This window comes from Virgibacillus salexigens, assembly GCF_000723585.1.
In the GTDB taxonomy this organism is placed as follows: domain Bacteria; phylum Bacillota; class Bacilli; order Bacillales; family Amphibacillaceae; genus Virgibacillus; species Virgibacillus salexigens.
The window spans coordinates 256272-270695 of sequence record NZ_CCDP010000003.1; the positions used below are offsets into that span (position 1 = coordinate 256272).

The window sequence follows — 14424 nt, forward strand, 5'->3', positions numbered from 1 at the left end:
AATGCGGAGGGAATAAAATGAACAAAGCACGTATTATCTATAACCCTACATCTGGCAGAGAAGCATTTAAAAAAGAGCTACCAACTGTCTTAGAACGATTAGAAATAGCCGGTTATGAAACATCTACCCATGCAACGACTTGTGAAGGAGATGCAATAACGGCCGCAAGAGCTGCTGTTGATCGAGGATATGATCTAGTTATTGCAGCTGGTGGTGATGGCACAATTAATGAAGTTATTAATGGAGTTGCTGAACAAGAACATCGCCCCAAGCTAGGAATAATTCCAGTGGGTACAACAAATGATTTCGCTAGAGCCTTGCATATTCCACGAGATATAAACAGAGCGCTCGATGTTATCATTGATGGTCGATCGATCTCTTTAGATATTGGAAAAGTAAACGATCATTACTTTATTAATATTGCAGGTGGAGGGAAATTAACAGAGCTAACCTATGAGGTGCCTAGTAAGCTAAAGACAATGCTGGGACAATTAGCATATTATATAAAGGGCATTGAAATGCTGCCATCTTTAAAACCAACTAGAGCAAAGATTGAGTATGATGATCATGTGATCGATGAGGATATCATGTTATTCCTTATTTCAAATACAAACTCAGTTGCTGGATTTGAAAAATTAGCCCCAGAAGCCAATTTGCAGGACGGTTATTTTGATCTGTTAATTTTGAAGAAAACAAACTTAGCTGAATTCATACGAATTGCCACGCTTGCATTGCGGGGAGCACATTTAGAAGATAAACATGTGATTTACCACAAAGCGAAACATATTAAAATAACAACAGATGAAAAAATGCAATTAAATATAGACGGGGAATTTGGCGGTCTACTGCCAGGAGAATTCCGAAACCTGCAGCAGCATATCGAATTTTTTGTGCCAAATGAATTTCCTGATAAGGGTGGAGAAGATTACTGAGTACAGTAGTCTTCTTTTTGTAATGTATCGATTATAAGCAAGGTAGTTAGGGAAAGAATAGAAGATAATACGTCATATCTTAATTATTTTTAAGCGAGGAAATATAACAATGAAAATACTAGTTACAGGAGCCACTGGAAATGTCGGCAAGTTTGTGGTGAAGGAACTCTTACATATGGGAGAGGATGTTGTAGCGGCCGGAACAAATAAGAGCAAATTACAAGCGATGTTTGGAAATACGATAGATAAGGTAATTCTCGATTTAACGGATAACCAGACGTTTTCCAAAGCATTAGAAAATATAGACAGAGTCTTTCTTATGCGACCTCCTCATCTCGGTAAGCCAGATGATTTATACCCATTTATTCAAGCTATGAAGGATAAGGATATTCGACTTGTCTCTTTTCTTTCATTAATGGGAGTGGAGAAGAATCCATTTCCACCTCACCATAAGATTGAAAAACAAATAGAAGAAGCAGGAATCCCTTATGCGCATGTTCGCCCAGGTTTCTTCATGCAAAATATATCTGGGATTCATTCAGTAGAAATAAGAGATAGAGATGAGATTTTTATTCCTGCAGGAAAAAGTAAGACAAGCTTTATCGATACAGCAGATATCGGTTTGGCAGCTGCGACATTACTTCATAACCCAATTAAATTTAAACATACTGCACATACAATTACAGGTAAAGAAGCCTTGAATTATTCCCAAATCGCAGCAATATTATCTGAAGTGACAGGGAGAACCATAACCTATGTATCACCAAGTCTTTTTCATTACCGTCACTATTATATAAAGCGTCGAGGATTACCTAAAGATTATGTAAATGTGACAGTAGCACTTTATCTGATGACTAGACTAGGGACAGCAAAGGCAGTAACAAATGATTTCTATCATTTAACCAAGAAATATCCACGTACGTTTAAGGAATTCGCAATAGAAAATATCAACTGTTTTAGGTAACTGTATCATGCTGCTTATTCTTTATAAGATATGTTAAGATTAAAGCAGAAACTAGCACGTAAAGGAAGATAGACATGGCTAAACAAGCAGCACCAGTAAAAAAGAATCAGACGATCACACTCACTTTCGAAGATCTTACCCATGAAGGAAATGGGGTTGGGAAAGTAAATGGCTATCCTCTTTTTGTACCACATGGTTTACCAGGTGAAGAGGCGGTTGTAAAAGTTGTCAAAGTAAACAAGAATTTTGGTTTTGGCAAATTATTAGAGGTAAATCAGGCGAGTGATGATCGCGTAGAACCACCATGTGATGTTTATTATAAATGTGGTGGATGTCAGCTTCAGCACATGAGTTATGATATGCAATTAGAAATGAAACGAAATCAAGTGAAAAATGTGATGCGAAAAATTGCTCATATGGAAGAAGTTCCTGTACATTCTACGTTAGGAATGAATGATCCTTGGAGATATCGAAATAAGATCCAAATTCCCGTCGGTAAAAAGAATGGTGAATTAATTACTGGATTTTACCAAAAACGAAGTCACCATATTATAGACGATATGGATACGTGTGTAATACAAGATGACAGCAATGATCGACTTGTAGAAGCGGTTCTTTGTTAACTCAGAAAAGGCGAAAAAAAGCGGAATAACGGCATGTTTTTAACTGGACATGATAGAGTAGGGGGGGGTTCATTGCAAAGGGTTTATTTTAACTTGAACGGAAGAAGATGAGGTTGCGTAGAGTGAGTTCTGAGGAGTTATTTTAGGTGTACATAAATTATAGTTTTTATAAGAGAATAGCAGGTGAGTGGTCATATAGTGACCACTCGTATTTTTCTCGAAGTAATTTCCTGCTTTTTAGTTGATGCACTCTCGCGTTTTTCTTTACGTGAGCATATATATCACCAGTCGTTTTAATACTCTTGTGACCAAGCACGCCCTGGTCATATTTTCGATCAAGTACAATGACAATGTCGAATCGTGTCAGCGGTAAAAAACAAAGTAGCTATTAGTGCACTAACTCTTTTCGACTATTAAACTAAGACCTTGGTTAGTTTTCAAAATTAACGGTTAGGATCGCTTTAAGTACTTGAGCACTGTGCCCGAATTGTTCTTGTTGGTTTAAGCTGATTCCTACGATATTACGTATTCCTGTACGATTCACAACTGCAGGTACTTCGATATAAACGTCCTGTGTGTTATATTCTTTATTTAAATAAGCACTCACAGTCAAGATACTGTTTTCGTTGTTAAGAATAGCTTTGGTTATACGAGTCAGTCCCATAGCAAACCATAATAGGTTGCACCTTTTTTCTCGATGATATGGTAAGCTGCATCACGAACATTTGTAAAAATGTCATCCAGATCTTCCATGTTGTATTCTTTATGATGTTCTATTAACTCCAATATAGGCAGCACAACTGCCTATATTTGCATGGGTCCCATACGGGTAGTTCAGTGTCTCCATGTTCTCCAATTATATTGGCATGAACGTTAGAAGATGTCACGTCAAAATATTCTTCTAATAAGAAGCGGAATCGACCAGAGTCCAGAATTGTGCCACTTCCGATGAAATGCTCTTTTGGCAATCCACTGAATTTCCAAGTCGCGTACGTAAGAATGTCTACTGGGTTCGTAGCAACTAAAAAGATCCCGTCGAATCCACTATTCATACATTGTCTACAATTGTTTTAAAAATGGCAAGTTCTTTTTCACAAGATCTAATCGAGTTTCCCCAGGTTTTTGGTTAGCCCCTGCACAAATACATACGATGTCGGCATCTTTACAATCTTCATAGTGACCGTCCCATGTTTTCGTTGGATTTGGAGCGAATACTTTTCCGTGGTTCAAGTCCATGGCATCTCCCATGGCTTTATCTTCATTTGTATCGATGATTACAAATTCTTCAGTAAGGGATTGGTTCAGCATAGCAAATGCATAACTATTTCCTACAGCTCCTGCTCAATAAGTGCAACGCGGTTCCCATGCTCTTTTGACATATGAATTCCTCCCCAAGGATAGTAACCAATATATGTGAAAAAATTCACATGAATTCCCCCTCGATAACAGCGAGCGCTTTCTTGTTTTTACAACTCATTCAAAAATTCTTAGTAATGTCAGAGAAAAAATTACCCCACCACCATCAATCGAGACTGTTGCAAAGAAAATTATATTTCGGTATAGAGTCTTCAACATTCAAGTATTATAAATGTCGACAGTGAAAGACCTTTAACAAAAAAACAATTTGCTGAGGAGCTTTATCGTTAGAAGCGTATCAATGGTAATTGATGAGTTGAATTCTAGAAAAAACTATAAAAAACATAAGGTATTTCCACATGCTGAATACCGTCCTGCTTATTATTTACACGATTGTTCTTTACATTCTTCCTTCCTTTCGGGGAACCCTTCACTCAACCCTATACTCCCTAAAGTATAATCATTTTCAACCCCTGCCGAAAAGTCAGCAACTCCTTCATTAACATTGCCATCAACGGTAAATCCTCCCATTGGACTTTGATAGATATCATCGACCTTAACGGATTCGATCCCCTCAAAATTATTTTTTAAATACTGCTTGACGGCTTCTGTAGCTTTTGTATCATCATAGGTTTCGATACTTGAACTCACATTACATCCAGTAAGCATTATAGTGGTAACTATAAAAAACATAAGATATTTCCACATGGTGAATATCAGCCCTATTTAATAATCACAAAATTTTTCCTTACACTCATCTTTTTCATCTGGAAAACCTTCTTCAATGCTAATGCCGGCTACCGTAAAGTCTTCATTTATAGTTATTGAGAAACCGCCTTTACTATTCACCTTACCATCAACAGTCATGGCTCCCATTGGACTTTGATAAGGTTCTTCTAGTTCAATAGATTGAACCCCTTTGTAGTTATTTTCAATGAAACTCTTAGTGACTTCATTAGCTTTAGAGATTGTTTCTTTATCGTACTTATCATTATTTTGGTTCAAATTACAACCCCCTAATAGTATAATGGTAATTATAATAAAAATTAATAAGTTCTTCTTCTTTTTCAATAAAAACACCTCTTTAAAAAGTTTAAAAGAGAAAGGAGAATTTTCTATGGGTAAGGGCGTTACCGATTTTGAAGCAAGTTTTATTTCAAACGAAACTTACAAAGATAACAAAAAAGAAATCAACTTTTCAAACAGTAACGGTGATAAAATCATCTGGAAATCAATCGAAACCATCAAAGATAAAGATACCGGCCTTCATGGCTATGTTCTACAGAACCCCAATACAGAGGAAGTTGTTATCAGTTTTCGTGGGACGGAAACCCCAAAAACGTCGACGAAACAAGTGGAACAAAAGTATGTTGGTTCACCCTCCCAAGATGCCCGTCTAGCTGGAGCTGGAGGAGGGGCAAAACTAAAAGATGGTAATCTGATTTATGAAACGAAAGACACGGACTTTTCCGAATTCGTAAAAGATGTTCAAGAAGATATAGAGGGAATCGTCCTTGGTGATTCCAATTATAGCAAAAAGGAATATGGAAAAACACCCTATACAGCAAGCCCCTCTCAAGATGCATCTCTCGCTACTGGTAAGGCTAAGTTAAACCCCAACGATCAAACCATCACGTATACCAATAAAAATCAATTTACCGAAGCGGATCATGTTGTAAATAAATATGTGCAGAAATATGGAGCCAATAATATTACCTTTGTTGGTCACTCATTAGGCGGTGGCCTTGCTCAATATTATGCAGTTGAGTATGATTCGAATGCCGTTACCTTTGCTGCAGCGGATGTCTTTGATTTATTATCTGAAGAAAATCAAAAGCGAGCATTAAGTGGTGAGTTTAAGGATAATGTCATTTCTTACACCTATCCGGATGATGCTGTAGGAACTTTCTATAAAGATTCGATTGGTTCTGTTTACTATATGGGTAATCCGGCAGAAGGAGGCTGGGGATTAAGTAGCCACGGCATTAAGAATTATATGGCTAATAGCATGTATGATGAGGAAGGCTATTTCTTGCCGGGGCTATTATACGATGAAAAGATACAAGATCAATTAACGATGTCTCCTCTAGTTTTGAAAAATAGTGGTGTTTCTGACTTTCATATTCGTATCCAGTCCAGTTTAATGGATGGTTACGTTACCGAGATGAAGGAAAGTGAGGAACAAATTGCAGCCACAAGAAAGGCATTGACGCATTTTCTCGATGACTACATAACCACGATGACCGAATTGAAAAATAAATACATGAGTGCTGTCGGTGTTGGCAAGTATGATAAGTTACATGCTTCTCATGTAGAGGAAATTTTCCATGATCTAACAGATATTGGGCCAGAAGGGTTGCCCATGCTATTGGATATCGGTGAATTGGAAGACCTATTGGCCAAACTCCAAAAATCTCATTTAGATACAGGAGACATTGCTTACAATATGGATAAGATGAGCAAGGACTTTGCCCATATGGAGGGGCAAAACTAAAAGATGGTAATCTGATTTATGAAACGAAAGACACGGACTTTTCCGAATTCGTAAAAGATGTTCAAGAAGATATAGAGGGAATCGTCCTTGGTGATTCCAATTATAGCAAAAAGGAATATGGAAAAACACCCTATACAGCAAGCCCCTCTCAAGATGCATCTCTCGCTACTGGTAAGGCTAAGTTAAACCCCAACGATCAAACCATCACGTATACCAATAAAAATCAATTTACCGAAGCGGATCATGTTGTAAATAAATATGTGCAGAAATATGGAGCCAATAATATTACCTTTGTTGGTCACTCATTAGGCGGTGGCCTTGCTCAATATTATGCAGTTGAGTATGATTCGAATGCCGTTACCTTTGCTGCAGCGGATGTCTTTGATTTATTATCTGAAGAAAATCAAAAGCGAGCATTAAGTGGTGAGTTTAAGGATAATATCATTTCTTACACCTATCCGGATGATGCTGTAGGAACTTTCTATAAAGATTCGATTGGTTCTGTTTACTATATGGGTAATCCGGAAGAAGGAGGCTGGGGATTAAGTAGCCACGGCATTAAGAATTATATGGCTAATAGCATGTATGATGAGGAAGGCTATTTCTTGCCGGGGCTATTATACGATGAAAAGATACAAGATCAATTAACGATGTCTCCTCTAGTTTTGAAAAATAGTGGTGTTTCTGACTTTCATATTCGTATCCAGTCCAGCTTAATGGATGGTTACGTTATCGAGATGAAGGAAAGTGAGGAACAAATTGCAGCCACAAGAAAGGCATTGACGCATTTTCTCGAAGACTACATAACCACGATGACCGAATTGAAAAATAAATACATGAGCGCTGTCGGTGTGGGCAAGTATGACAAGTTAAATGCATCTCATGTAGAGGAAATTTTCCGTGATCTAACAGATATTGGGCCAGAAGGGTTGCCCATGCTATTGGATATTGGTGAATTGGAAGACCTATTGGCCAAACTCCAAAAATCTCATTTAGATACAGGAGACATTGCTTACAATATGGATAAGATGAGCAAGGACTTTACCCATATGGATCAATTACTTGCTCAATGGTTGGGATTAAAATAAAAAGGAAGGGAGAAAATTAGCAACATAATGGTGGAAAAATAATCTGGAAATCAGTTCACAAAAAGAGGCGTTTATAGAAATAAATAAAGAATAAATCGTAAAATACATTAAAGTATATCATTTCAATAAAAGTGCTAGATTGTGGAATAACTTATAAATATAAGAAACTCAAAAAATCCGAGTTTGATATAATAACCTTGATTTGTTTGACAGTAGGGGGAGTATATGGATAATACAATAATAGAACATTTAGCTTGTTTAGAAGTAAACAAATGTATATTACAACCACCGTTTCATTTGCTAAGTGATGTTCAGTGGAATGATAAAGGTCTTTCTTTTGATGGTGACATTACCCTTTTTTCCAACAAAATTAAAAAAGATGATTTTTTGGGAACTATACCTTTGCAAATAAAAGGTACAACTTTGAATAAAAAGCTATCAAAAAAGTATAGTATAAAACATTCTGTGCAGAAAGACGATTTAGAGGTTTATTATAGGAATGGTTCTGGGGTGCTTTATATAGTCGTTACCATAAACCCAAACACTTATGCTGCGCAGGCTTTTTATAAAATTTTAGCGCCATTGGATCTAAAGCATTTATTAATTAAATTTGATCATGAGAAGAAACAATCAAGCAATTTGTCTTTCAAGAAATTAAGAAAGGGTGCTTTAGAAAGTATTTGCAAACAATTTGTAAAGGTAGTTGAAAAGCAACCAAGCAAATATATTGATGCTAGTTCAGATAAAGAATTTAGTGAGTATAAGGTTGATTATATACAACCTAATGAAGATACTTTTAATTTATTTGAGGATCGAGCCTACATATATGGTATAGAAAATGGTCTCGAAATACCTGTTACTACAGGCAAGCTATATGAAATAAGAGGCATAATAAATGAAAAAGTAATTTTAGAAAATGAAATTCTAGAAATCAATTACGAGGTTAGGGACAGGGAAGATGCGGTGAATATTACAATTGAAAATTCTTTAGTATTGGAAATATGTAAAAAGACTTCAAAAGCTAAAATACATTTATCAAAAGTAAAAAGCCTTGTTTCATATCAAAAAAGCCTTAAAATAATTAAATATCTCCGTGATTATGATGAAATTCCTTTGAGAAAGTTTGATTTGAAGGCAAAGTTGGGTAAAACAGGTGATTTCAAGGATGTTGAACAAGACATAAGCATTTATGAAGAACTAATTAAAATATTCAACAAAATTGGAATCAATGAAGATTATATTTTTAGTGAAAATGAGGATATTAGTAAACTGTTTGACTCATTATTTAGTATATTTAAAGATAAAGAATACAATTTATTAACTGATGATGAAAGTGAATTTTACGAAAACGTAATTCACACCATTAATCTTTCTGATTACGCTAAAGTGATGCTTCTGTTTAATAGAGAAAAGAATGAATTCATTGATTTTTTTAGTGACGAGGCATTAAACACAATTACCGGCTTGATACCTAAAGAGGATATAGAAAATAAAAAAACAGAGAATGCGAATAGCGATTATTGGAAAGTAAGCATATACTCTACGCTACAAATTAAAGCAATGCAAAAATCTGCAAATTATAAATTTGAGACAATAAAGAGATCATTTAGTGATAAATACCACGATATAAAAGCTCCCTATACAATAAATGTCGCCTTGGAATATATTAAATACTTTGATGGAGTGAATGATCATGAATATTTAGATTTTGCAAACAACTTAGTTCAAAGATATCTCCATGAATATCCTGAAGATACCATAGCCAAAATTAATTGGTATCAAATAAAAGTAAGAAAAGGTGATGGATTGTCCGAGAAGGATGAAGAGGATATATTAGATATCCTTGAAAAATCTGAAAGAGAAAAAGAAAAGGGTATTTCTTTTGCTTGTGAGTTATTATTGGGGAATAAATCCAAAGCAAAACGTTTATTTAAATCGCTAGGTTCCAAAGATCAGGATGAAATAAAAAAATTCCCAATATATAATTTGCTTTAAATTAATATTGATCATAACAGCGTACGTATTTAAAGGGTTGTATATAATTACAGTTCGTTAATCGGGCGGTTATCAGAAATAACGATAGCGCCCCATCTTTCGGAAAAGGCCAGACTATTGTATTAGCAAGGGGGGATTTGTTTGGTAATCTTTGCAGAAATATTGCGGGTGAGTTCTTTAGCAATATTAGTTTTCAGTTCATTTATGTATTTAAGTGATTTAACAATTAAAAAGAAACAAAGAAGCCTTACAACTTTTGAGTTCGCAATGTACATAATCCTTGCAGTTGCGGTTATTGCCTTTGGTATTAGTATGCTGATTCCAATAATCACTGGATAATTGTTGTGTGTGCCGTTAACGGGCGCTTTTCTGGAATAAGAATCAGCGCCCGACCATACACAATCAGGCTATTTTGTTGAATAAAGGATGTGTAGTATTGGGTGGCTTTCATTTTGGAGATGTCTTATTTCAATTACTTTCACTTGCATTTATAATACTAATTATCGTTTTAATTGTGTCATTGTTCCGTTCTAATAAAAAGCGAACCAATCAACTTAATAGAATTGAAAAGAAAATTGATGATGAGAATCATAGAATATTGATGATGAGAATCATAGAATAAAAAATGGTAATGAGTAAGAATTGTTTTATTCACCAATCGGACGCAAAAACGGATTAAGACCTGTTCCACTTTTGCTTATAAGAGACATTAATTGAACAACGATTTATATGCTTCCACTGAACTCTGTATAGAAACAGGGGCAATCCTTGAAGCGCATAAACTAAGAAAAAAAGTAACACATTCAATATGCGTAGTACGTGATAATGAACATTCAGAATTCAAGGTCTTGTCCCCATGTGGAGTATGCCAGGAAAGGCTAATTTATTTGGGACCGAATGTAAAGGTGGCAGTTAGTGTACCAGGAAAAGATATAGTTTTTAAAACTTTATCAGAGGTTCAGCCTTATCACTGGACTGCTGCTTATCCAGATGAAGACTTATTTAATGAGTAAAGTTCCGTTAATGGGACGATTTAGGAATAAGTGTCTGATCGTGATTTTCTTTAAGAATAGGGCCAGATTGTGAAATAAGATATTTGTTGAGGTGGTGTTGAGAATTAGTAATTCTATTGCAGCTAATGAGCATAAAAGATTAAAAAATAAATTATTGCTTCGTACATTTGTCTATATCCCAATAACCATAAGTTTTGCACTTTATTTATATAGTTCACTTATACAACGTGAGATGAGAGATTTTAATAATCTGTTTTATTTAATCGCTGTGACCCTTATTACAGTATCTATATTGTGGATATTTATGGATACAGACAAACAAATTAAGAAGGAAAAACAAAGAGAAGTAATAAAGAAAAAGAAGAGTAAAGCTCGTATTACTATTGAATATGGTTTAACAACCCTATTGTTAATAATACTTATTGCTTACGCTCTATTTATTGGATGATGTATTCAGCTAAAGGGCGCTTTAGTGGAACAACTAAATATAAAAAATTTATATTAACTCTTAAGAAAAATAATCCGTATGTTTTCTAGTTTACATAACATTTATTATCGGAAGTTAGAAAATAAATAATGTTCTGTCTCATTAGCAAAAGTATACTAGTGATAGTGAGACAGAATCTAAAAATATCTTTAGCTATCTCTATATTGAATTGGACATTGCACGTGGCAGTACTGCCCCTTACACGGCCAACACCATCTACTAGTAGGATCAATACAACAAATTTGGTCTTTTCTTTCATCAAATAGTTTTATGCTGCAACCTAATCGAGCCATTAGTTCAGAGAACTGATTAAAAGTCAGTTTTTCAGTCAAAATACTGTATTTAAATCCATAAATTGCATACTCATCTGACCTTATACTTTTTTCGAAAGATTCAATGGTTGATCTATCGAGGTTGAACTTATTTTCTCTCATGAAATTTACTAACTCCCTTGGGGATATTATAAGATTTTGTGGTCTTTGTTGCATTAAATAGATATATTCACTTATAGTGTCTGCTGGTTTAAAACCAAGGTTAAGTTTCTCATAAAAATTGTAAAGATCACAGTCTTCTGGTTCAGGACAAGTTATAGGTTCCCCATAATTTGTTTGATAATTATTCCAAGGAGCATAACCAAACTGTTGATATATGTTGTTATACACGATTATTCCTCCAAACGATAATTTATCATCATGTTATTCCTCCATGCCTAATTCTGTGACAAAACAGATTACAAAGTATTTGAAGAAAGCCACTATACATTTTTGTATAAAGTGGCTTAGAGACTGTTTGTTAATATATACTTTTTAATGTGTTAGATATACTATTGATTTTCAAATAATAATTTTAACCTATGTTTTAGCATTTTATCCTCCTCTACATTTTGCATGCTGTATACAATTGATATAAAATCCTTATAATAATCCTCTAAATCCCAATGCTTTTCAATTTCTAATACTATAAACTTAATAAGCCTACACCAATACCACAAGTTTTCATTAATCCTTTTTGACGGAACCGGAAAAAAGAAATTGTTCCTTCTTAGGGAATCTAATATTAAATCTGTTGTTCCTTCTTGTAAATTTATTATATGATTTTTAAGTTGAAATAAATATGAAGGGTCTCTGTAATCCTCTTTTTCGAATAAAGTACTGATTTTCATAAGTAGTTGATTTATGTATTCTTCTTCGATGAATAGATTTATTTTTTCAACTAAATTTTTTATACTTCTGTTTTTTTCCATTGCAATATAATACATTTCTTCTAATTTATTTAAATGTAATTGATCTTCAATATTTATCATATTTGAAATGTTCGGTTTAATGCACTCTAATATCTGATCATTACTCATGCTAAATTCTATAGAGAGAGCATCCGACCAGTTTAAACTATCTTTTACTTCCGTTAATATGGTTTCTAGATCTTCATTTCCTTTTAAATTATTTAAATGTTTCTCTGATTGGGCTATCATATTAAGTACGTCTTCTTCTGATGAATAGAGACTATTGGGCTTATAGTCAAATTCCATAACACTATTTATTGCTTTCATTATCTTATTTTTAGAATATGCTCCTGTTTTATAAGATTCTAGTATGCATTCTAGGATTAATTTATTCATTTTATTATCTAGATTAGATTCTAATAGATAAACAAAAGTATACTCTGTATCATTATCTTTATAAAAAGCAGTAGTTAAATTATCTTCGCTACTATTTAATAACTTTTTTTCTTCTTTATGATCTACCACAAATATTATAGATGCAAAGCACATTCTATAAAGATCGTCTTTAGAAAATTTCGAGTTGAAAACATCATTTCCAATTAGACCTTTAATTTCTTTTATAAATAAGTTTGTTTTTTCAAAAGTTCTCAAATTATTCGACTCAAATTTTTCAGATATTCCCTTTATTGTATCCCAAACATCAAAACCTAATATCTTTTCAGGGGCCTCATCTGCATATTTCATAATACTATAACTGCGTTCAATGGCCTTTTCTTTAAATTCCTTATAGTTGATACTATCATTCTCTGACAATTTATCCTCAGCAGCTATTAATACAGTCTTTATATCATTAATTTCAGCAAGACCATCTAGTAAACCAAATACTTCTTTAATATCGAGATCCGGATGCTTTCTCTCTAGGTCATCAAAAATAATAATGTAGCTATTTTGATTCTTCTTTAATGTGCTTTTTATTGATTCAAAACTAGTTTCTAGCATAGGTATAGATACTCCTATACCAGCAAGATTTAGATTCAGTTGTTTTAATTTACTCATTTTGGTTTTCACTTTGGCGAATTTATCTTTTAAGTAACCAGCATCACTTACGAACCTAAAATATATTTCTTGAATTATGCTATTGATGTCTTTTTTGCCAAATAATGAAACATAGCATACATTTGAGTTTTCTTCTTGATATTTTTTAATATAATGCGTTTTCCCTATTCCCCAGCTGCCATTTATTAGAATCTTGGTGTAATCATTTTCATTAAAGTCAAGAAGTAGTCTCTCTATCTCATTAGCCTTCATAAAATCCCCCTATATAATAAACAGTACGTTATTATTATACTCTATTAATTAGGCAATTTTCATCATATATTCTTATTTGAGTGAATATCCAACACCTATAGTTATAGGGATTAAAAAAAACACCCGATTAAATCGGATGCCTTTTTAAAATTTGTATTGAAGTAACTATCTTAAAGTAAAAAATCCCTTATAAAGGAGATTTGACCGCTATTAATTCCCCGTCTAATACTCCATTTATTCTCACAGGATAGGTAGCTCTAACCCTTTTCGAGCTTATATATACACCTTGATTATATTTTCTCACTGTCCCATTTGACACTCTTACATAAGGATCGAATCTCCAATATCCTTTGTACCCTGCTGGAATAGTCATAGTGTGGGAACTCGATATACTTTCAGAACTAACCCAAGTATAACTAACTCCTGACCTAACAGCTGACCTTTCACCTGTTCCTAGAGATACATTGAATGAATGTCCTTTACTGGCACTATAAGCTATTGACATAGTATCGCTACCTGGACCAGGATTTTTTTGAATAATACTAGCTCGTGACCCGTATTGGGTTCTTCGTACATTGCTACTTTCAGAGTATCTGTAATATATACTCGGTGCCATTATACCGATAGAGTCTTTATTATCAACATTAAATAGTGTATCAGTATCTTCTGGTACATTAGGTTCTTTAGACAGTCTATCAATATAATCTTCTGTATCTATTTCTTTCACTACTTCACCGTTTTGAACCTTATATACTTCAATATAACCACCTGACTTCACATCGTAATACCCGTCGTATTCTTCGTCATAATAAATATGTCCTACCTTAGTAGGTTCCATCTTATTTATATCAACTGTAGTTGATGCTTCAGTGTCTATACTTGTTGTAAAAAAAGCTATAAAACCTATGAGAAAACTTGTAATCCAAAATTTCATATAAGTTA

General features: G+C 34.0%; 13 protein-coding genes and 3 pseudogenes. 10 read left to right on the forward strand and 6 right to left on the reverse strand.

All coding sequences use genetic code 11. The features are described from left to right. Positions 1–17 precede the first annotated feature (17 nt). The 3 genes and pseudogenes from BN990_RS19445 to rlmD all read left to right on the forward strand — a co-directional run. A complete protein-coding gene (locus tag BN990_RS19445; RefSeq protein ID WP_038246468.1) occupies positions 18–932 on the forward strand; it encodes a diacylglycerol kinase in 915 nt (304 codons plus the stop codon). 109 nt (positions 933–1041) lie between these two features. Further along, positions 1042–1896, forward strand: a complete 855-nt coding sequence (locus BN990_RS19450; RefSeq protein ID WP_038246470.1) for an SDR family oxidoreductase — start codon at positions 1042–1044, stop codon at positions 1894–1896. Between the two features lie 74 nt (positions 1897–1970). Next, positions 1971–2510, forward strand: a pseudogene (gene rlmD, locus BN990_RS19455) (23S rRNA (uracil(1939)-C(5))-methyltransferase RlmD); the annotation flags it as partial. Between the two features lie 439 nt (positions 2511–2949). Here rlmD and BN990_RS19460 read toward each other — a convergent pair. The 3 genes and pseudogenes from BN990_RS19460 to BN990_RS22750 form a co-directional block, all read right to left on the reverse strand. Beyond that, positions 2950–3898, reverse strand: a pseudogene (locus BN990_RS19460) (L-lactate dehydrogenase). Positions 3899–4256: 358 nt separating this feature from the next. Further along, the gene (locus BN990_RS19465; RefSeq protein WP_158295259.1) at positions 4257–4526 is read right to left on the reverse strand and encodes a DUF1433 domain-containing protein; all 270 of its coding nucleotides are present in this window, start codon (positions 4524–4526) and stop codon (positions 4257–4259) included. Between the two features lie 75 nt (positions 4527–4601). Continuing rightward, a complete protein-coding gene (locus BN990_RS22750) occupies positions 4602–4880 on the reverse strand; it encodes a hypothetical protein (protein WP_031335424.1) in 279 nt (92 codons plus the stop codon). Positions 4881–4992: 112 nt separating this feature from the next. Between BN990_RS22750 and BN990_RS19475 the strand changes: the two genes are divergently transcribed. The 7 genes and pseudogenes from BN990_RS19475 (at position 4993) to BN990_RS23270 (ending at position 10913) form a co-directional block, all read left to right on the forward strand. Beyond that, positions 4993–6369, forward strand: coding sequence for an alpha/beta fold hydrolase (locus BN990_RS19475; protein ID WP_038246474.1), 1377 nt, complete (start codon positions 4993–4995; stop codon positions 6367–6369). A 203-nt stretch (positions 6370–6572) separates the two neighbouring features. Beyond that, a complete protein-coding gene (locus BN990_RS19480; protein ID WP_272945488.1) occupies positions 6573–7457 on the forward strand; it encodes a lipase family protein in 885 nt (294 codons plus the stop codon). A 225-nt stretch (positions 7458–7682) separates the two neighbouring features. Then, positions 7683–9452 carry a hypothetical protein gene (locus BN990_RS19485; RefSeq protein WP_038246480.1) on the forward strand — a complete coding sequence of 590 codons (1770 nt, stop codon included), beginning with the start codon at positions 7683–7685 and terminating at the stop codon, positions 9450–9452. Between the two features lie 141 nt (positions 9453–9593). Beyond that, the gene (locus BN990_RS19490; RefSeq protein WP_038246481.1) at positions 9594–9791 is read left to right on the forward strand and encodes a hypothetical protein; all 198 of its coding nucleotides are present in this window, start codon (positions 9594–9596) and stop codon (positions 9789–9791) included. Between the two features lie 97 nt (positions 9792–9888). Then, on the forward strand, positions 9889–10074 hold the full coding sequence (locus tag BN990_RS19495) for a hypothetical protein (RefSeq protein ID WP_038246483.1): 186 nt from the start codon (positions 9889–9891) through the stop codon (positions 10072–10074). Between the two features lie 109 nt (positions 10075–10183). Continuing rightward, positions 10184–10465: pseudogene (locus BN990_RS19500) on the forward strand (cytidine deaminase); the annotation flags it as partial. 304 nt (positions 10466–10769) lie between these two features. Next, positions 10770–10913 carry a hypothetical protein gene (locus BN990_RS23270; protein ID WP_222860456.1) on the forward strand — a complete coding sequence of 48 codons (144 nt, stop codon included), beginning with the start codon at positions 10770–10772 and terminating at the stop codon, positions 10911–10913. 188 nt (positions 10914–11101) lie between these two features. Here the strand turns inward: BN990_RS23270 and BN990_RS19510 are convergent, their stop codons facing one another. The 3 genes from BN990_RS19510 to BN990_RS19520 all read right to left on the reverse strand — a co-directional run bounded on the left by BN990_RS19510 (position 11102) and on the right by BN990_RS19520 (position 14416). Beyond that, positions 11102–11614 carry a hypothetical protein gene (locus BN990_RS19510; protein WP_038246488.1) on the reverse strand — a complete coding sequence of 171 codons (513 nt, stop codon included), beginning with the start codon at positions 11612–11614 and terminating at the stop codon, positions 11102–11104. Between the two features lie 161 nt (positions 11615–11775). Then, positions 11776–13482 (reverse strand): P-loop NTPase fold protein, encoded by a 1707-nt coding sequence (locus tag BN990_RS19515; RefSeq protein ID WP_038246490.1) that lies wholly within the window; start codon positions 13480–13482, stop codon positions 11776–11778. Positions 13483–13669: 187 nt separating this feature from the next. Beyond that, positions 13670–14416 (reverse strand): hypothetical protein, encoded by a 747-nt coding sequence (locus tag BN990_RS19520; protein WP_038246491.1) that lies wholly within the window; start codon positions 14414–14416, stop codon positions 13670–13672. Positions 14417–14424 lie beyond the last annotated feature (8 nt).